This window comes from Lachnoclostridium sp. An76 (assembly GCF_002161355.1).
GTDB classification, from domain to species: Bacteria; Bacillota; Clostridia; order Lachnospirales; family Lachnospiraceae; genus Mediterraneibacter; species Mediterraneibacter caccavium.
In genome coordinates, this window is sequence record NZ_NFHL01000004.1 from 1 (window position 1) to 19,270 (window position 19,270).

The 19,270-nt window shown below is 45.2% G+C and carries 16 protein-coding genes; all 16 read left to right on the forward strand.

All coding sequences use genetic code 11. From position 1 onward, the window contains the following. Nucleotides 1-322: 322 nt before the first annotated feature. The 16 genes from B5G27_RS08535 to B5G27_RS08610 all read left to right on the forward strand — a co-directional run bounded on the left by B5G27_RS08535 (nucleotide 323) and on the right by B5G27_RS08610 (nucleotide 19,226). Nucleotides 323-2,554, forward strand: coding sequence for an ATP-binding protein (locus B5G27_RS08535; protein ID WP_087178501.1), 2,232 nt, complete (start codon nucleotides 323-325; stop codon nucleotides 2,552-2,554). A gap of 58 nt (nucleotides 2,555-2,612) precedes the next feature. After that, the gene (locus B5G27_RS08540) at nucleotides 2,613-3,860 is read left to right on the forward strand and encodes a hypothetical protein (protein WP_087178502.1); all 1,248 of its coding nucleotides are present in this window, start codon (nucleotides 2,613-2,615) and stop codon (nucleotides 3,858-3,860) included. After that, nucleotides 3,857-5,014 (forward strand): nucleotidyltransferase domain-containing protein, encoded by a 1,158-nt coding sequence (locus tag B5G27_RS08545; protein WP_087178503.1) that lies wholly within the window; start codon nucleotides 3,857-3,859, stop codon nucleotides 5,012-5,014. Before B5G27_RS08540 ends, B5G27_RS08545 begins: the two co-directional genes overlap by 4 nt. A 28-nt stretch (nucleotides 5,015-5,042) precedes the next feature. Further along, the gene (locus tag B5G27_RS08550; RefSeq protein WP_087178504.1) at nucleotides 5,043-6,497 is read left to right on the forward strand and encodes an LCP family protein; all 1,455 of its coding nucleotides are present in this window, start codon (nucleotides 5,043-5,045) and stop codon (nucleotides 6,495-6,497) included. Nucleotides 6,498-6,800: 303 nt separating this feature from the next. After that, on the forward strand, nucleotides 6,801-6,980 hold the full coding sequence (locus B5G27_RS08555) for a hypothetical protein (protein ID WP_087178505.1): 180 nt from the start codon (nucleotides 6,801-6,803) through the stop codon (nucleotides 6,978-6,980). Between the two features lie 50 nt (nucleotides 6,981-7,030). Beyond that, a complete protein-coding gene (locus B5G27_RS08560) occupies nucleotides 7,031-9,898 on the forward strand; it encodes a hypothetical protein (RefSeq protein ID WP_087178506.1) in 2,868 nt (955 codons plus the stop codon). After that, nucleotides 9,899-11,179 carry an SIR2 family protein gene (locus B5G27_RS08565; protein WP_087178507.1) on the forward strand — a complete coding sequence of 427 codons (1,281 nt, stop codon included), beginning with the start codon at nucleotides 9,899-9,901 and terminating at the stop codon, nucleotides 11,177-11,179. A gap of 80 nt (nucleotides 11,180-11,259) precedes the next feature. Beyond that, nucleotides 11,260-11,832, forward strand: a complete 573-nt coding sequence (locus B5G27_RS08570; protein WP_087178508.1) for a toll/interleukin-1 receptor domain-containing protein — start codon at nucleotides 11,260-11,262, stop codon at nucleotides 11,830-11,832. Continuing rightward, nucleotides 11,829-13,307 carry a hypothetical protein gene (locus B5G27_RS08575; RefSeq protein ID WP_087178509.1) on the forward strand — a complete coding sequence of 493 codons (1,479 nt, stop codon included), beginning with the start codon at nucleotides 11,829-11,831 and terminating at the stop codon, nucleotides 13,305-13,307. The genes B5G27_RS08570 and B5G27_RS08575 overlap by 4 nt, the downstream gene beginning before the upstream one ends. Further along, nucleotides 13,304-14,248 carry a hypothetical protein gene (locus B5G27_RS08580; protein WP_087178510.1) on the forward strand — a complete coding sequence of 315 codons (945 nt, stop codon included), beginning with the start codon at nucleotides 13,304-13,306 and terminating at the stop codon, nucleotides 14,246-14,248. The genes B5G27_RS08575 and B5G27_RS08580 overlap by 4 nt, the downstream gene beginning before the upstream one ends. A 43-nt stretch (nucleotides 14,249-14,291) precedes the next feature. Further along, complete coding sequence (locus B5G27_RS08585; protein ID WP_087178511.1) at nucleotides 14,292-15,011, forward strand: SH3 domain-containing protein; 720 nt, start codon at nucleotides 14,292-14,294, stop codon at nucleotides 15,009-15,011. A 304-nt stretch (nucleotides 15,012-15,315) separates the two neighbouring features. Then, nucleotides 15,316-16,059, forward strand: coding sequence for a LytR/AlgR family response regulator transcription factor (locus B5G27_RS08590; RefSeq protein ID WP_087178512.1), 744 nt, complete (start codon nucleotides 15,316-15,318; stop codon nucleotides 16,057-16,059). Next, nucleotides 16,056-17,441: a sensor histidine kinase gene (locus tag B5G27_RS08595; RefSeq protein ID WP_087178513.1), complete on the forward strand. Its 1,386-nt coding sequence runs from the start codon at nucleotides 16,056-16,058 to the stop codon at nucleotides 17,439-17,441. Before B5G27_RS08590 ends, B5G27_RS08595 begins: the two co-directional genes overlap by 4 nt. Then, nucleotides 17,438-17,764, forward strand: a complete 327-nt coding sequence (locus tag B5G27_RS08600) for a PqqD family protein (RefSeq protein ID WP_087178514.1) — start codon at nucleotides 17,438-17,440, stop codon at nucleotides 17,762-17,764. The genes B5G27_RS08595 and B5G27_RS08600 overlap by 4 nt, the downstream gene beginning before the upstream one ends. After that, entirely contained in the window at nucleotides 17,757-18,794 is a 1,038-nt protein-coding gene (locus B5G27_RS08605) for a radical SAM protein (protein ID WP_087178515.1), read from the forward strand. Before B5G27_RS08600 ends, B5G27_RS08605 begins: the two co-directional genes overlap by 8 nt. A gap of 6 nt (nucleotides 18,795-18,800) precedes the next feature. After that, a complete protein-coding gene (locus B5G27_RS08610; RefSeq protein ID WP_143449667.1) occupies nucleotides 18,801-19,226 on the forward strand; it encodes a hypothetical protein in 426 nt (141 codons plus the stop codon). The last annotated feature ends 44 nt before the right edge of the window (nucleotides 19,227-19,270 follow it).

Genomic DNA, 19,270 nt, shown 5'->3' on the forward strand with positions numbered 1-19,270 from the left:
GTCTTATGACAGTATACAGAGCAATCCGCTGACAGGCAAGTAGATCATAAATATGCTATTTTAAGAAATCAACAACAGATAAAACCAGTTCTTCGAACTTCCCACATTTCAGATATGCAGGATCATTCGAGCAAAATCCGATATCCCAATCGAGCAGCAGGTCGTCCTCAATCGGGATTCCATCTTGCGCCTAAAGCTTTGGCTCCATCTTTAATCAGAGAATCATGAAGAAGATGTTGTGCTCTTTTTTTATCTATTGTAATATGAGGATATATACGCAGAGGCATCGATGTTTTCAGAGCGCTTAGTGAGGAGCAGGCATATGGAACTGGTTTATCTTTATATTGATAATTACAGAAACTTTAAGGAAGCAGAATTTAATTTCGGACAGGACGTCAGGCTCCATTTTGACAATGATACAAAGAAGCTGACAGCCAGACGGTGTGACCCTGCCCTTCCGGATGGATTCTGGGGCGGGAATATTAAAAATCTTACGACCCTGATCGGGAATAACGGATCAGGTAAGACAAGTGTGTTCCAGTTTATCATCCTTCTCCTGAAGGAGATGTGGGGTGAACTCTATGGGACATCGATCCAGGGAAATGGGATCATTGCTTTTAAAGAAAATGAAACTATATTCTGGTATGCAAATCGTTCATTCGAAGAGACCGGACAGATCCGGGCTGAGTGTGATACGGATCTGGCAGGCCGCAGTAGGGCAGAGATGTACAGAATGAGAAATTTGATATCAGATGAAGTCCCTGATATTATGGGAAAGGCCAAGTTTATTTATCTGACCGGTTCTCTGTCCCGGGAGGATTATCAGCGGGGAATGCTCAATGGATCCGGACGTTACGATCATCTGTACGATGCTTCACTGGGAAATCTGATCAGTCAGGATATGGGGATGGATGTAAACAGAGCACTGCGCCTGAGGCCTCTCCGATATCCGCAGGGGAAGGGCACGGCATATTTTTCTGAGATAGAGACGTACTTTGCATATGAACAGTATAAGCAGATCAAGTATGTATTTGACAGAAATCAGTTCAACATTATCAGGAAGATGCGGCAGGAGGGGTATCCTGTTCCTGTACCGGATGTGCTTCATATAGAGCTTAGAGCATGGAGCGGGACAGATGATATCCTCTGTCAGAAAAAGCTCCCCCAAAAGATATCTTTCAGGGATATGGAAGAAGCTGTCTGCGGAGAGACGATCAGCCATTTCATCGAGTCTTTTCCCCGTCCGTCTGTCTGGGATGAGCAGGAGAAACAGCAGTATTTTATTGGATTATTACGCTTTCATCTGCAGCTGTCAGGGATCATCTGTGCCTTTCGCAGCGCAGCCCGCCTGATGGATGAGGGAGATCTGTATATTATGTTTCGGGACCTTCCCCAACATTTGGACATAAGGGAAGGCGAGGAGGAAGATTTTGAACAGCTTTTCGAATCTCTGTGGGAGGCTGTGATCACTTCGGCAGGTGAACGGACGAAAGCAGCGCCGGGATGGGAGGCTCTGAAAAGATGCCGGAGGTGTTATATAGACTACCTTGAATTTATTAAAGCGGCAGATTTAGGACAGCATTTCTTTGCGGAAACAGAACTGAGCGGAGATATAGCTCATGATATGGACGAACAGGTATTAAGGTTTTATGTCCGGACATCTGATGCCGAGTGGTTTATGGAATTTGTACAGAAGTACCGCTATATATGCAATCCGGATTATTTCCTTGATTTCCAGTGGGGATTGAGCAGCGGGGAATACAACCTGCTGTCGATGTTTTCCACGCTGTATTACATATTCGACGCTGATTACACGAATAAAAAGAACGGAGAATATACGATCTGGAACTGCGGGCCGTATGGATCGATACGGACACAGAAGACAGCGTGTGACAGTGTGGTGCTGATGATCGATGAGGCGGATCTGTCATATCATCCCGAGTGGCAGCGGCAGTATATTTCTATCCTGACAGCATTCCTTCCACGGATATATCCCAGGGAATGCTGCCGTGATATACAGGTCGTCCTCTCCACGCATTCGCCATTGCTGCTCGGAGATGTGCCGCAGGAGAATGTCATCTATCTCAGCTGCGGCGGGGAGGGGGATCCGGTATGTGTGGCAAAGAGGGAAGGCTGCGGAACTTTTGGGCAGAACGTGCATCTGCTTTTTAAAGACAGCTTCTTCCTGGAGAATGGCACGATCGGCCAGTTCGCGCAAAGTAAGATCAACGGGACATACAGAGAACTGCTTGATCTTGAGCGTGAAATAGACAGGGCGAAACAGGACAGGCAGGGATGGGCGGAAAAGAGGGCAAAATTGATATCAGACCTCAGCGGCCGATACCGGAAGTTGGCGGAGGTGATCAGTGAACCGCTTATCCGGGAAAAGATGAAGGAGAAGATCGGTTCGCTGCTGCGGCAGCTGGATGCGCCTGTACAGAGGCCGGACGCAGCAGCGGAAGGATATGGGCGGATGACGGAGAAGGAACTGCGCCGGCAGCTTGCCCTTATCGAAGAGGAGCTTGGAAAGAGAAGCCGGAAAAGAGAACTCTGAAAAGAGGAATCTGAAAAGAGAAATCTGAAGACTGCGAGATGAGGTGGAGAGAACACAAATGATAAAGATAAGGCCATATTACGATCACCCGGCTCATAAAAAGATCATTGACCGGTATTTATATCTTGCAGCCCTTGTCCTGCCTTTTCCTCCGGAAGCTGTGATCGGGGATGAGAAGCTGACAGTGGACGGAATAGAGATCACGGCAGAGACGGTGCTGGAGGAACACCTGCAGAGGTGCAGGAAATATCTTGGGAAAAAGTCTGAAAAATATCAGGAAGCATTGGCGGCATATTCGATCACGGGTACTCCGGGAGACGAACAGGAGCTGCTCGCTCAGGAACAGCTCCTGGCGGCAAAGGTCATCCAGGCAGCGAGCCAGGATTTATATGGTTATTTATATGAAACTGGAAATACAGGAGTAAGTCCGGCGAAAGTGCCGCCCATGAATAAGGAACATGTACGGAGACTGCTCACGGTCCCCATGAATGCACTGGATGCTGATCTGAAAAGGATCGGGCAGATTACAGGAGAGCATAAAAGGCCAATACAGAGCAAGACAATAAACGGGTCAATAAACGGGAAAATATACAAAAGACAAAGAAGCGATGAACTGCTGGATTTTGTGTTCCGGTATGAGTCATTTTCCCAAAGAGCGCAGGCGTTCAGGCTTTTGAAAGATATGGACGTCAATGTGTGCCCGTACTGCAACAGGATCTACACGGTGACTCTGACGAAGAACGGACACAAGTCCAGGCCGCAGTTTGACCATTATATGAGTAAGTCGAAGTATCCTTATTTTGCTGTCTCCCTTTTGAACCTGATCCCCTGCTGCGGGCTGTGCAACCAGGCGAAGAGTGATAAAGAAGATCAGATACTTTATCCCTATTTTGAAGAGATGGGGACGGATGTCCTGTTTCGGACAAAGGCGGAAAACGGGCTGACCTACCTGACGGGATGTCCGTCCGCGCAAGATGAGTTCAGTATTTCGCTGGAGGCAAAGGAAGGCACAGCGCAGGAGTTAAGAGAAAAAGTTAAAAATTCGGATGAAGTTTTTCATTTGACGGAACTGTATAATGAGCATAAAGATTATGTGCTTTATCTCTATCGGAAAAGATATATGTTTTCTGATGAATACCTGCAGATGATCTGTGATACCTTCCCGGAAATGGCGGGAAGATTTGATGAATTGAAAGGTCTTCTGTACCTTATGGATCTGGAAAAGGAGCAATGGGGCAGAAGGCCGCTGGCGAAGCTGACGCATGATATTGATCTCCAGATCACAGAAGAAAGGAACAACCCATGAACAATACTCAGATCTATCTTCTCACCCTGGTGCGGTGCGCCCTGGGTGAGAAAAACCTTCCAACAGAATTACGCTCTTTGTCCACGGATGAGAAAATAGAGATCATCCGGTATGCACAGAAGCAGGGGCTTCTTACGTTCCTGCAGTATTTTGACATATTTATGGAAAAAGACTGCAGGGATATTTTCTTCCCCAGGGCCGCAGCTGCGGTCTGTGAGGATGTGAGGCAGGCTTCGGAGATCGTGCAGCTGTTGGAAGCTTTTGAAAAAAACGGGATCTACTGCATCCCTCTGAAAGGGATCCGGACTAAGAAGCTTTACCCGTCGTCAGAACTGCGGACAATGGGGGACCTTGATATACTGTACCGGAAGGAGCAGACAGACGGATTGCGACGGGTCATGGCAGAACAGGGATATACATGGAGCGGCGAGGCGGCAAAGCATGACCACTATGAAAAAGGCGGACGGACTGTGGAGATGCATAAAGAGCTGCTCTCTTCAGAGAGCCGGGCGTATGATTATTTTCTGAAGATCTGGGACAGGGCTCAGCCGGAAGAGGGAAAGCGGTATTGCTGGCAGATGTCCATGGAAGACCATTATCTCTTTACGCTGTACCATCTTATCGAGCATTTTATCCGGGGCGGCATCGGGATACGCATGGTCCTGGATATCTATATCCTCAGCGGGTTCCCGGAACTGGACAGGGACAAGACGGCAGAAGAGCTTAAGAAGTTAAAGATCGACAGATTCGAAAAGAATATCCTGGACATTGCGGGAAAATGGTTTGATCCCTCCCGCGGGCTCCAGGGGACAGGGGCGTTGTCAGGGCTGGAGGAGATGGAAGAATATATTGTAAATGGCGGGATTTTCGGCAATACTGTAAATGAACAGGCAAATAATGCCCTGAGATATGGGAGTAGAGGGAAGTTCCTTAAAAGTGTGATATTTCCTTCCTATAAAACAATGCAGTCGGTATTCCCGGATCTGGACAGCCCCATCCTGCTTCCGGCAGCATGGGTGAGACGATGGTGGAATGTGTGGACGAAACGGAGAGGAAATGTCCGGAAGCAGCTCGGCCGGGCAGGGCAGATCGGACAGCAGGACAGCGGATACATAGAAAAGCAGAGACGTTTTTTTCAGCGCTGCGGGCTGTGAAAAGAACTCAGGATAAGGGAGTGGTCAAATGAAAGAACAGACAAACAGGAAAAAACATAAAAAAATACGCCGTTACCGCAAAGTCGGATATTCGTTCCTTTCCGTCTACGCAGTGGCGGCAATGATACTGATCACATTCTGCGTCAGGCTGGGCATGGTACCGGGGGGATATCTGGCAGCCCTGGGCGGAGTCCTCGCTGTTTTGGGCGGGCTGTTTGTGCTGATGCAGAGAAGGAAAGTGTGGTCCATTATTTCGGATGTGCTGTGCGTGCTGCTTACAGTGTGCTGCATCGCAGGATGCTTTTATATCGGAAAGGCTGATACGACAGTGCGGGATGTGGCGCGTGTGACCTCAGAGACAGACGAGGTGGGGGTCTATGTGCTGACGGATGATCCGGCGCAGGATATAGAGGATGCGGCGGACTACCGCTTCGGTATGGCTGAGGCAGTGGACAGGGAGAACACAGACGCAACGGTTGCGGATATAGAGGAAGAGTTAGGCAGAGAGCTGGATATCGGCGGATACGGAGATATGTTTAAGCTCCTTGACGCGCTGAAGGAGCAGGAGGTCAGGGCGATCATCCTGAACAGCGCATATGTCCCGGTCGCGGCGGACGCGGGGAACTATGCGTGGGTGACGGACGGGCTGCGCCAGATCGCGTCCTATACACACGAGACCGGGGAAGAGACTGCGGCGGAACCGTCGGAGGATAACAACTCCTTTATCGTATACCTGAGTGGGATCGACACATACGGAGAGGTGTCGGCGCGCTCGCGGAGCGACGTGAATATCCTTGCGGTCGTTAACACAGAGACTAAGAATGTGCTGCTCTTATCGACACCGAGGGATTACTATGTGGAGTATTCAGCGACCGGCGGTGCGAAGGACAAGCTGACCCATGCGGGGATCTACGGTGTGGACGCGTCCATCGACGCACTGGAACGGCTTTACGGAGTGGATGTCAATTATTACCTGCGGGTGAACTTCACCGGTTTTACCCAGATCATCGATGCGCTGGGCGGGGTGGACGTGTACTCGCAGTATGATTTCACTGCGGGCGGCAGGCAGTTTTCCCAGGGATATAATACGGTCAACGGTACGGAAGCACTGTCCTTTGCGAGAGAGAGGTACAGCTTTGAAGACGGGGACATCCAGAGAGGACGGAACCAGATGGAAGTCATCCGCGCTGTCATCAAAAAAGCGGCATCTTCTTCTCTGCTCGCTAATTATGCGGCGGTAATGGATGCAGTATCAGGAAGCTTCGAGACAAATATGCCGCAGGAGAAGATCGCAGAGCTCGTAAGGATGCAGCTCTCGGATATGGCGTCATGGAATATTACGACCTATACAGCGGCAGGGCAGGTCTCCACCGGGGAGACATACTCAGCACCCGGGGAGATGCTCTCGATCGTCATCCCCGATGAAGCCAGTGTGCAGGAAGCGAAAAACATGATCAACTCAGTCCTGAACGGGGGAGAATGAAGGAGTGATGCTTTTGATCGAATGAATAGGTGTATATATATTCGCCGAGAACAGAAAAGAAATATTTATGCAGAGTAAAGATTGGTAAAAATATACAAAAAAAACTGCTTTTTATGAAAAATATTGATATAACAGATTGTTATCGGTATAATATCACTGTGGTGTATCTTTTGGGGGATCATGGGCATACTTTGGTACGGAGGAGGCATTGATTCACAGATTAAAGATGAGCGTTATAGCGCATTTACCACAGAGGTATGGGGACCCTTGCGTGAAGAAATCGGATTGATTAGGAGATTTAATATGAAAATTAGACAGATGCAGCGGGGTGGCGGCGCAGAGCTGCCTCGCGCCGGGAAGAAGAGAAGCCTGCATTCTTCAGCGGGTGGAGTGAAACTGCCGGTGAAAAAGGAAAATTCATATGATGCACCGACACAAGATTACAGCCATTCATTTGGTTGGAAGCATTTTGATAAGAAATAGACTGCGGAAGCGGTCTTTTTTTTTACTAAAAATGATGAAGAGGGGAAAAGATGAACAAGTTCAAAGGGATGTTGTTTACCTTAAAGAAGAGAATAGAAAACATTTCTGAAAATGATAATGATTATTATAAGTATATGATGATGGGATACTATGATGGGCTTGATATTAATACTGTAGAAAAATGGTATACAATGAGGCCGCGTGGTTTGCGTGAACGTAACCTTCAGGTGGATATCTCGTCACCTTTTGTAGATCAATACACGATACGTGCTTTTTTTCCTGCAAATAGAGAGGAACTTGAAAAGTACGGATTTGACTATCAGATATGGGATAAGATTGGAGATACAGGATTAGAGGAATTTAAAAGAAATGTGTGGGATGAGAGAAAGAAAAAACCGTATATATGTATGTCAATTCTGAATCTTGCGAATCCAGTTTTATTCGGCGCTAACTTAAGTAATGTTTCGGAAATGCTGAAAGACCGCTTGATCGAGTCCGCAGAGAATTCGGAGATATCATTGGCGGAACTGCATTGTGCTGTTTTTCCGAGTATTGGATACATAGATTACATAGTGCTTTTTTTGACACAAGATCTCAAGAAAGTGTCAAAAATATTGAGTGGATTGCGAAAAGAAATCGAAACTCAAATACTGATATCAGGTGTTTATTCTGTCTGTGGAATAGACAGTGCAGTTACTGGCTGCGGGAATGCAGAGGAACATACCGATGTTCAGATTGCCCTATATATTAATTTGCGTGAAGGAATATCGGTGGGAAATTTTATCCGGGGACTGGATGATGAAATAGACGGGATAAAAGGACAATTGTCAGGATATAGAAAGGAGTTGGAGTGTCTCCGGCAGGAACTTGAAGAAAATGTGTATCTTACATTTGGATATTCAGACTCAATGATTGTATTGTATAAATCCATCAGTACTTATAAACAACTGTATGCAGAAAATCATATATTGAATCCAGGGCATGGATTTTATAAAAAATACATTGCGAATCTGAGGACATCTGTGCGTATCAAAGATAGAGAGATAATACTGGAAACTGCAGAAATGACACAAGACATCTCAGGGCCCGGCAATAAATTTTGCCAGTATGACGAGTTTGTCAAACAATATTCTTCTTTTTTGGAGAAAAATAATTTTCCGGTCAGGACGGCTATTGGATTAAAGCAGATAATGAAAAATTATCTGAATATTTCATCGCTTGTCAGGAGCTTTGATATATCAGTAGTAGTGGGAGAGGCTTTTTCTGCCCTTATAAATGCTGTTACATATTATATTAACAAATCAATGGAACTGCCGGATGAAATAAAAGGGGATGCCGAGAAGAAAGAAAATTATACAATTAAAATCAAAAATGAATATGCGCAGACGGTAGAAGCGGTTAAGCTTTTTAAAGAAAATATAGGGGATTTTATTGCCGATTTAATGAGATCGGACTGCGCTTTTATCGAAGGAAATACACTGTCGCATCCGGCAATCGGTTCAGCTACAAAATTACTTTTTGCATATACAGAGCTTTTAAACAGGTTAACGATGGAATATAAAGAGGAAGACAGGATTCGGTTTATTGTGATCAGCGGCGGTTGTGATAAGACAGAATCTGTAGATCTGTTTTCGTTTGCATCGCCTGATGAGATTGAAAATATTAAAAAGCTGATCATAATATCAATACCGGAGATGAGTCTGTATGATGTGCAGGGAACCTTATTCCGTATTCTGCATGAATGCATGCATTTTGTCGGAGACAGATGTAGAAAAGAACGGTACAACTATATAATCAGAGCTTTATCCGCATATATGGCTCATGATATTGTGAGTATAAGATTCAGCGAAAGTTCTTTGGAGAAGTATATAGAATGTGCGGTAAATGGATGCGATGGAGAAAGTGCTTCGGAGATAGCCGAAAAGTTCAGCGAAAGTTTTGGCAGGATTGCTGTTAAGGCAGAGCAGGATATGCAGAAGGTAATAGTGGATCACAGACTTTATCAGGAGTATCTGAAGTATAGAAGTGATATATATTATCACAGAGGTGTAATGTTCTGTAATGTGCTGAGGTTTGAACGCCTGGCAGACAGCCTGGCATCAGGCAGTCTCATAGAGAAAATTTATGAAATCTTGTGTGTGAGACGAATAGAATTGTTAGAAAGTTTTACAGAAATCCTTAATTGCCTGTACAAAAAAGAAAGAGATATGAATACGGACAAAGCGTTGAGACTTCATGCTTCTATCCGTCAGTTCAGCTTGCATTTATGCCGGTGCAGGCATATTATGGACGTCAGTGAATGTGATCAGATCGAGATGCAATTTATAGAGGATTATTTCGAGTCCTTTTTATATCGGGCTATAGACAAATCGACAAAGTTAGAGCAGTTTTATACAGAAATTGCAGATTCAATTGTCTCGGCAATGGTTGAGTGTTATTCAGACTGTACTGCCATAGCATTAACAGGAATGCCGGCAGAGGATTTCCTTCTTTCATTTATGTATGAACTATGGGATGTTGATCAGGCGTTCCCGGACAATCTTAGTGATGCCCTGCGTATGGGGACAGATCTGAAAGTGATGTATGGAATTGAAGGACGCCTTGGGGAAGAATTGGAGACGCAGATTATAAGAAAAGTAGAAACGAAGCAGGAAAATGGATATGTGTACAGGCACATTTCGGAGATGATAGAGAGGATTAATTTTTTGCTGAGTCAGTATCAGAGTGAAAAGTTTAAGGGAATAGCCCAAAATGTAGAAGGTTACATAAGAGAAATATGTACTCATCAACAACAGGATGATTATTCTGAACTGAAAGAAATGTATAGAAAATGCACATTTAATGACGACAGTGAGGATGAGAATGTATATGTTTCCATCAGCTCGATGCTGCGGATGTGGAAAGAACTGGGGGATTAAATGAAAGTTCAGGATATTTTATTTGAACAGATGTATAGAAATAATGAAGCAAGGTTGAATAGATTGAAAAATAATCTGGAAAGAGAAGATTCGGAAAGTGAGTGGGCATTATGTCTGGGAGCAGGTATCAGTATTTCAGCAGGGCTGCCTGATTGGTATGGGCTTTTGGCGAAAATGACTGCACAGATCATTCCGGATGAAATGATGTTTGAACTTCAGAATAATACAAGGGCGTGTCAGCTGGATGCTTTTGGTTCTGGCCGAACTGAAAGTGATCCGAAGACTGATGATGAGGCGTTTCAGGTGGATGTACAGAGATTTTTTGAAGAGTTAAATGCAGCCGGGGGCAAGACAGAGTATCTGGAAAAATTGGAATCTGCCCAGAACGGGAAATATAAATACGTTTTTGCGAATATCAATGTCCTGGAGTCGGCGGAATATATCAGAAATTACATTGCTCATCTGCTTCAACCTGAAAATAATTCTAAAGAAAGTAAAGGAACGGCAGAAAGAAATATTAACTGGCATATTAATTATTTTATCCATCAGAGCTGTTTGCAAAGCCTGAAATATTCTATGGATAGCGAAAAAATGAAAAAGTCAGCTCTGGGAGCGGCTGCCAGATTGCTTAAAAGTGATAAGGATTCAATCATACACGATGTGATCACATATAATTATGATAATCTGCTGGAAGAATATTTGCGGACAAACTGTGGGTGTGATGCTGCTAAAATACATTCAGTCATAAAGACTGATGTATTGCCTCGGTTTGGTGACCAAGGGGCATGGAATATTTATCATGTACATGGACGGATACCGGTTTTTGAGTGTGAAAGTGAGCCGATGAGCGAGGAAGTAATCCTGACAGAATCGGATTATTATAAAGAAGAACGCATTAATTACAGCTGGACAAATACAATCCAGTCATATATTTTAGGTCGTGCGAATGTAATTTTTATCGGATTCTCAGGAACAGATTATAATTTTCGGAGACTATTGAAATATATCCGTCAGGACAAGAGCAATGCGCATAAAAGATATATTTTTTTCTCTGTTGATGATATTGTTAATGCAGTATTTGGCAATCGGGAAAACATTGATGACAGTGTTTCACAATGCATAAAAAAGATGAATCAGAATGAGGGCAGTTATGCTTATGAGAAATTGATGATTAATTACCTGATCCATGCTCAAACACTGTACTGGTATAAAAATGGGATGGAGGTAATATGGACATCACACGAAGAATTACCGTATAATCTGGACAGGATGCATTTGTAGATGTGTTCTGGTAAAATGGAAGGGATGATAAAAAACATGGAAGAAATTCTGGCAGGTATGAAAAGGAGAGAAATCTGGAAATGAGCAATATAACGATAAATATGGGGACAATGAATGGTAATATTATCCAGACAGACTGCGCAGGGAATTGTGGTTCAGGGAAAGAACCCGAAAATTCCAAGGAAAGATGCAGCCAGGATAAGGAACTTCAGAAATATGAATTTGATATCGCAGTTTCCTATTCCAGTGCGGAGACAAAATATGTTTCCAGGGTGGTTAAGATTTTGAAAAAGGAAGGGCTGAGAGTATTTTTTGCGCCTGATTGTGAAGAAGAGTTTATGGCACGAAATATGATATCAGAATTTTATGGGATATATCGGTATAGAAGTATGTTTGTGGCAGCCTTTGTTTCAAAATCTTATGTGGAGGGAGATATTACTATGAATGAAGCGTCAGCCGCCATGATCCGGGAAAAAGATGAAAAAAGGAATTGTCTGATACCGATTTATATGGATGATGCAAAGCTGCCTAAATTAGATCCGGATATTAATTATATTCCTGTAAATGGCAAAAATGGCAGCCTCACAGAAATCGAGACGGCTGATAAGATTATACGAATTGTAAAAGGATATGTTAGAGGAAGAGAAAAATGAGCGATGTGACCATGGATAGAAAATCAGGAGACGATGGGAAGAGACAGGACATTCTGGATATGATCACAGAACCGATTACGGAAGCTGAGAAAGCGGAGCATCTGAAGATTAGCGTTGATAATGGGGGCTCGCCTGTTAATATGATCGTAAATCTTGGATCTATACATGGAGATATAGCGCAGCATCATGTCAGAGGTTCAGATGAAGAAGCAGGATCAGTATGCCTGGAGAGGGTAAAGGATCTTGGGGACTTTATACAGATACATAAAAACACGCACACAGTTCCTGTTATGATCGTTACTGCTGTCTTGGAGACGATCCCTGAACATTTGCTCTCTTCATTATGCCAGCAGTTAGAGAGGTGGATCAGCCGCTTATCTGGCGGCGGGGGAAAGACGGAAAAAACAGATACCGGATACGCGTCCTTAAAGGAGATACTCGCGCTCATTAAGGCAGAAAAGATCGATGCACAATTGAGAAGGGAAGGGACCGCGGTTCCGATCCGATGCGTTGTGTTTACGGATCCTTCTTACCCGGAATGGATCAGAAGAGAGATTTGGGCGGATTATTTTGAATTGAGAGAGGCTGTCACCGGATGGCTAATGGAGTTGAAAGATGACCCTGCTGTAAATGTGATCTATTATCAGGTGGTAAAAGGCATTTCCGAACTGGCAGTCCTGGATTGTGTATACGCAGTTGAAAAGTTTATCGATCCGGTAGATAAGCCCTGGCGGGCTGACCGGATCGGATATATAGTGAAGGTACTCGGAACGTTGAGAAAAAGCACGCAGCATAAAGAATATGTTGAACATTTGCTGTGTACGTGGCTGAAATCGAGGGAACCATACTGGAGAATCGCATATCAGATGTATGATCCGTCTGTGTGTACTCAGTGGTACGAAAAATTACTGCATGATAAATTATCGGAGGAGATCAGGCATGATGTGGATGCACTGCGGGAAGAAGAAAATGAACAACATCGGATATCAAAAGGCTATCTTCTCGTACCGGCCCGTATCAATCTGGCAGCGGCTCATATGCTTGCAGCAGTTTTGGAAGAAATATTTTCAAAGGCGGGAACGAAGCCGGAAAAGGGTGAAATTGTCATATATTTTTTGAGCTTATTTCGGGAGGATTATCTGTATACAAATCCTCAGCACCGAAAAATGCTTTTTATTGATTTATGCAATCAAAGGGAAGAACGGCATCTGCTTGAAGGCATCCTTGTGTTCGCGTGGCGGGATATCAGATATAGAAATGTAATGGCGCGCATTTTCTTACAGCATCTTGGAGATATGAAAAAGACTGCGGACTGGGAATATATGCAGTGGTTTTTTAAAACCCTGGGATTTACCGGAAGAGAGAGAGACCACTATAATATGCGCTATATGCTGGAAAGGAGCAAGGCTGAGCTGGCAGGAGAGGCCCTTGATTGGTTTAATAAAATTACAAAAGAACGGAGAAGAACAAAGTGATCAGGAAAACATATAATCCAATTTTAAGACAAGAAACATATAAACCGAATTTTTTTGCGAAAATACCTGAGCCCGGGATCAATAGCGCGATCCTGCTCATCCCGGGGGATGATCTGAGACAGGCGCTGTGCATAACTGCAGGGACTGATATCAGACCGTCTGATCTGCGGAAAAAGGCATATAACCGTCTTATTGAGATAGATACGGCGGATCATTATATAGAAATAGAGCTCACCCTTTTGACAAGAGATAATGTGTCCAGTTTTATTCTCACAGCAGGAATGACTGCCAGAGTAACAGATCCGGCTGTTTTTCTGGAGGAGGGGATTACTAATGCCGCAGAGAGGGCTGAAAAAGAGTTAAAACAAATCTTTGAAGAACTGGCTGATGAGTTTGAACCGGAAGAATTCCGGGAATTCCGTGAAGCGGCGCGCAATGAGATTTCCCATTTTACACTTACAAGATGTGGGCTTTCTTTGAGCGGCGGGACTGTCAATGTGCGGGGAGACCAAAAATATCAGGAATTTTTGCAGAAGAAAAAAGATATTGCGCGGCAGAAAGAGCTTGAACAGGTAAAGGCAGAGGCTGCCCGGCAGCTGTCCGGCATATATGCGGATATGATAACAGCTGTGTATTCCGAAGTGGCAGACGGTAAGATCACAGCTGCGGAGGCTCAGAGAAAAATAAAGCAGATAAAAGACACTGATTTTAATGTGGGAATGCAGCAGAGAGATCAAGTGCTTGAATTTTTCACGAAAATGCGGGATGCAGGTATAGCAACGGAAGAAGAGCTCCAAAAACAGATTGAATTGCTGACCGGCGGGATCGCTATTCGGACTGAGGCGGGACGGATTACGGGACCTGAAACCAGGGGGATTGAGAAAAATGAAGAAAACGGCGGGGATTCTTCTATTTATGCCCCATTTGATGATGATGAATAAATATAATGTTTTTTATCGGTGAGAAACGTGAGAGAGGATAAAAATGGATATATACTATGCTGTATGGGCACAGATGAGTAACTGGACGATTAACCAGAGAGCAATTTTAGTATTGGGGGTCGGGTGCCTGATTTTTGTTGTTTTTTTAAAATTGATCGGATTTAGGCTGGCTGCTCTTTTTTTATGGATTCTGAACTGGCTTCTGAAAGCAGTTTTTATTTGTCTGTCAACTCTGTTTTCTATCCGGGCTTACGGGGCGGGCGCAAAGAGATGGAATCGTATTAGCGGAGGATTCGAGAAAGTTTCCCTGTTTTTGGACAGGTGGAAAGAAGCGGCGCTCCAACCGAATAAGAAAATAGCGGGAAAGATATTGATATTGTATTGCTTACTTCTGATCTGCGTGGTCGTCCCCGGTTGGCTGGGAAAGGTTATGGATACGGAATATGTTGAGAAAGTGTCTGGAATACGTAATTTGTATATGAAGTGTGAACAGATCCCATTGGAAAAAGCAAAAGCTTATGCCCCTCTGATCGATCCGGCGGAGACTCAGGTGCAGTCGGAGCGGATCCTGAAGCTGTCGGAGCGGGGTGTGCCGGGAGCGAATATCAGAACAGAACCGAATCCGGACAGTGGAAAGATAACTGTAATTTGGGGAGATGCTCAAATGACATATATACGAGAGCAGGACGGTTGGATTTATGTCAGGCTGTCTGATGGTACTGAAGGGTGGATAAGAGATTATCTTGTGCAGGATGCCGGATAAAAGGATCAGCTCAGTCCTGAACGGGGGAGAATGAAGGCCTGATGCCTGAACAACAGTGATAATGCCCGGATAACGGGCGGAAAAAACGTGATCTGTGATATAATATCCAGAGCGCAGAAAGAAGAAAAAGCGGGATGTGCGTCGCGCAGAGGCAGATAAAAGCTCCGCATGTGCGCCGCGAAGAGGAAGAACAATCCTGCAGATGGGACAAAACGCATGAAAGAGGGCTGAAACGCAGGGAGGTTGAGCCCTCTTTTTTGGTAAAATATAACTATATTATACGCTAAATTTGAAGATAACAGTGATGGTGAATAATTTGAAAGAAACGAAGATCATTGTCTGTGATGATGAAAAGAGAGACCGGGAAGAACTGGTCCGGGACATTAAGGAGGTCTGGCAGGACCCTGTGGTCGAGGAGGCACAGAGCGGAGAGGAGGTGCTCCGGAAACTCGGGAAAGACGGGGATTATGACTTCGTATTCCTTGATATTTATATGGATGGGATGAATGGGATCGAGACAGGCAGAAAGATCCGGGGTGAGTTCCCGGATATCCCGCTCGTGTTTGTGAGCAGCAGCAGGGAATTCGGCCCTGAAGCTTTTGAGCTGAATGCGTCTCATTATCTCCTCAAGCCGTATAAAAAGCAGCTTCTCGCCGAGATACGCGACAGGTTCAGTGTCCCTGACAAGAGCGAGATCACGTTTTACGATACGGGCAGCAGGCAGGAGGTGACAGTCCCATGCAGGAGGATCGCGTACATAGAGAGCGCGCGGAATTATATTTATGTCCACCTGTCTACAGGCGCGGAGCTGAAAGTGCGCAAGAGCATGCAGGAAGCTGAGGAGGAGCTTGACGGCAGATTCCTCCGGATCAGCAGAGGCGTGATCGTAAATATGGATGCAGTGGAGAGGATGAATTATGATTCCTGCGAGATCGATGGTATGACATTTATGCTGAGCAGGGGACAGCGTATGGAATACAGGAGAAAATATAATGATTATATTTTCAGCCGATATATGGATATACCGGGGGGTAAACGAAAGCAATGATGGATTATGGAATATGTAGTTATACAGTGGTCCAGTTCTGCGGGTACCTGCTCCAGCTCCTGCCGCTGCTGTTCCTGTTCTATGTCCCTTACAGCCAGGAACTCCTGCGCTTCCCGAAAAGAAGGATACTGCTCTGCCTGTCGGTCTTTTATGTGATAATGTCCGCGCTTTCAGCAGTATTTCTGAGCGTGCAGGTGTGGCAGGGAGCGGATGTGACGGCAGTGAGATGGGCTGCGAACATTTTGTTCCTGACGGATATCGTAGTGGGGACGGTCGTCTATTTTAACAGCTTCCGCGTAAAAGCGGGCGGGACGGTTTTCTTCTATACGGTCGTGCTGGAATACGGCATCATACTCTACATATTAAATGAGATCTGGACAAGGTTCGTGCCTGCTGTGTCGGAGAATTTCGCTCCGTATGATATCACGACTCTTCTCGTATATGCTGTATGTACGGCAGTGACATATCCTGCCATTTACCGTTCGCTCATAAGGTTCAAAGCGAGGAATCTGTGGGAGATAAGCCGGAGAAATCTGCGTATGATCACGATCTGCGCGATCATCATCGTCCTCCTGACTATGGTGGCTCTCCAGATGGAGGTCGGTCTCCGCGGATTACACAGCAGCATGACGGAAAAAATCTATGAAAGCATCCTGCTCGGATGTATCCTTCTGGCAAATGTGATCTCATATGTGATCTACTTTTTCTGTATGGTGCTGGAGCAGGAGAGGGAGCGGATGGCGTCCAGGGCTTCCGCATATGAAATGCAGTATGCAAGTGTGCGTGAGGGGATGGACAGGGAACGGCGGATGCACCATAATCTGAGACATCATTTCCGGACGCTGGGCGTACTCGCGGCGGACGGGCAGAATGAGGAACTGCAGGAATATATCAGGGGCTATATAAAGGAACTGGTTGATTTCGAGCTGAGGAAAGTATCGGGCAATCCGGTCATTGACAGTGTGCTCAGTTATTATATCCAGCAGGCAGAAGAAGAAAAGATAAATGTAACCTGCGATATCCAAGTGCGAGGAGATTATCTGTTCGATATCAAAGATATGACCGTGCTGATCGGGAATGCGATGGAGAACGCGCTGAAGGCATCAGCGGGCTGCGCCGAAGGCGCGGGATATATCAGATTCGTGATGAAACAGTACCGCCAGAGTATCCTCATCAAGATAGAAAATAAGGTCTGCCCGGGAAACATCATCGGGAATCCGGAGAGAAAACGGACAGAGAGAAGTTACGGGCTCGACAGTATCGAACTGATAGCGGAGAAGTATGAAGGGAGCATGGAGGCATGGCAGGAAGGGGATGTATTTATCCTGAGAGTCGTGCTGAATATGCCGGATCGCAGAGAAAAAGGGAGTGATAAGGGATGAAGCTGAAAGACGGGCTGATCCTCAGGGAGGTGGCAGGGCAGTATGTCATCGTCCCGACCGGGAAGCGGGTGCAGGAAGTGACCGGCGTCCTCTATATGACAAAACCCGCAGCGTATCTTTGGGACTATATGCAGAGCCATGAATTTGAGAAAGAAGATCTGATCAGATTGACGCTGGAACGATATAAGGATGCCACGCGCGAACAGGTCAGCGGCGATCTGGACAAATTTTTGAAAGGACTGGCAGATAAAGGTGTTTTGGAGATTGAAGGCCAGATAAACGGCAGCTTCAGCGTGCGCCTGCCAAAGAAGATAAATGAGTGAGACACAGTTTGGACCCGCCTGCCGCAGGATGGAGTGGCTTGATCCGTTTTATAAGGCGGTGTGGGAAAAAGCATATGCAGACGCCATACCTATATCCGGGACATTCGAGCTGACGCCCAGATGTAATTTTAACTGCCGGATGTGTTACGTACACTTGCCGGAAAATGAAATAGAACGCCATGGGGCGGAGCTGACTGCGAAGGAATGGGTCAGGATCGCGCAGGAAGCGAAAGAGGCCGGGACGACATGGCTGTGCATCACGGGCGGAGAACCTCTGATGCACCCGGGATTTGAGACGATCTGGCAGGAACTGACGCAGATGGGATTCTTTATTACGCTGCAGACGAATGCGTCTCTGGTCACAAAATATGACAAGCTGTTTGAAGAGTGCCCGCCCCGCGCTTGTAAGATTACTCTGTATGGCTCAAATGATGATGTCTATCGGGACGTGTGCCGGGTAGAAAAGGGATTTACAAGAGCGGATGAAGGAATCCAAATGCTCAGAGAAATGAAGATTCCTGTTGAATTGGTCAGTACCATAATACAGCAGAATCTGGACGATGTGGATAATATCATAAGGTATGTCGGTGGGAACCGATTCCGCTGGATACCGAATATCAATGTAAGGACTGCCGGGCGCGGTGTGGATGTAGATATGGAGCATCTGCGGATCAAGCCGCCGGCGAGAGAAAATCCGGCTGATAAAGATGAAGGCAAAGAAAAATACAGGATGGATCCGGACAGAAAGCCATGTACATATTGCCGGGATTACCGGCTGGGCTACTGGATTGTCTGGAATGGATATATGAGATTCTGCAGTTTTATGAATGGTCCGGATATTCCGGTGAGGGAAAAGAGTTTTAAAGAGTGCTGGGAGGAGCTGGTTGAATTCCAGGAAGGACTGCAGTGGCCGGAGGAATGTACAGAATGTGAATATCGATGGAACTGCACAAGATGTGCGGCGCTGTTTGATATAGAGGATGGAAGATTGAAGATAAGAGATGAATTTTGTGTCAGTAGGAAGGAGTAGATGATTATGGAAACAATAAATGGAACATCACCGACTATACAAGTGGAAAATGGTTATATAGATGACGGGGGAATTGCGGTATTTTCAACTACGGATGATACAGTTACTGGCGGATCAATAAAAAATCCTGATGGCTCATATTTTGATGCTTATCAGATCTTGTGGACAATAACTCGGGTACCAAGTGGCGATGGCTATACATATACTGGTGGAATAACGGGGGATTATGGATGGTATTTCGCTGAATCGAGTAGTCCGTTTTATGGATATAATATAGAAGCTGTGGCAGCAGAAGCATTTCCTCCGGGACCAGGTAATTTAAATCGGTTTTTTACAGATTGGTTAGCCAATACTTCTTCAGATGAAAAATATACATTTTTGCATGAGAAAATGCAAAATGCAAGATATTGTCTACATTATTCAGGCAGTTGATAAAATATTAAGTAGTGATGTATAAAGTAATATCAATTTATATA

Coding starts and splice junctions, on each gene's coding strand:
- B5G27_RS08535 (WP_087178501.1), top strand. CDS start 323: ATGGAACTGGTTTATCTTTATATTGATAATTACAGAAACTTTAAGGAA.
- B5G27_RS08540 (WP_087178502.1), top strand. CDS start 2,613: ATGATAAAGATAAGGCCATATTACGATCACCCGGCTCATAAAAAGATC.
- B5G27_RS08545 (WP_087178503.1), top strand. CDS start 3,857: ATGAACAATACTCAGATCTATCTTCTCACCCTGGTGCGGTGCGCCCTG.
- B5G27_RS08550 (WP_087178504.1), top strand. CDS start 5,043: ATGAAAGAACAGACAAACAGGAAAAAACATAAAAAAATACGCCGTTAC.
- B5G27_RS08555 (WP_087178505.1), top strand. CDS start 6,801: ATGAAAATTAGACAGATGCAGCGGGGTGGCGGCGCAGAGCTGCCTCGC.
- B5G27_RS08560 (WP_087178506.1), top strand. CDS start 7,031: ATGAACAAGTTCAAAGGGATGTTGTTTACCTTAAAGAAGAGAATAGAA.
- B5G27_RS08565 (WP_087178507.1), top strand. CDS start 9,899: ATGAAAGTTCAGGATATTTTATTTGAACAGATGTATAGAAATAATGAA.
- B5G27_RS08570 (WP_087178508.1), top strand. CDS start 11,260: ATGAGCAATATAACGATAAATATGGGGACAATGAATGGTAATATTATC.
- B5G27_RS08575 (WP_087178509.1), top strand. CDS start 11,829: ATGAGCGATGTGACCATGGATAGAAAATCAGGAGACGATGGGAAGAGA.
- B5G27_RS08585 (WP_087178511.1), top strand. CDS start 14,292: ATGGATATATACTATGCTGTATGGGCACAGATGAGTAACTGGACGATT.
- B5G27_RS08590 (WP_087178512.1), top strand. CDS start 15,316: ATGGTGAATAATTTGAAAGAAACGAAGATCATTGTCTGTGATGATGAA.
- B5G27_RS08595 (WP_087178513.1), top strand. CDS start 16,056: ATGATGGATTATGGAATATGTAGTTATACAGTGGTCCAGTTCTGCGGG.
- B5G27_RS08600 (WP_087178514.1), top strand. CDS start 17,438: ATGAAGCTGAAAGACGGGCTGATCCTCAGGGAGGTGGCAGGGCAGTAT.
- B5G27_RS08605 (WP_087178515.1), top strand. CDS start 17,757: ATGAGTGAGACACAGTTTGGACCCGCCTGCCGCAGGATGGAGTGGCTT.
- B5G27_RS08610 (WP_143449667.1), top strand. CDS start 18,801: ATGGAAACAATAAATGGAACATCACCGACTATACAAGTGGAAAATGGT.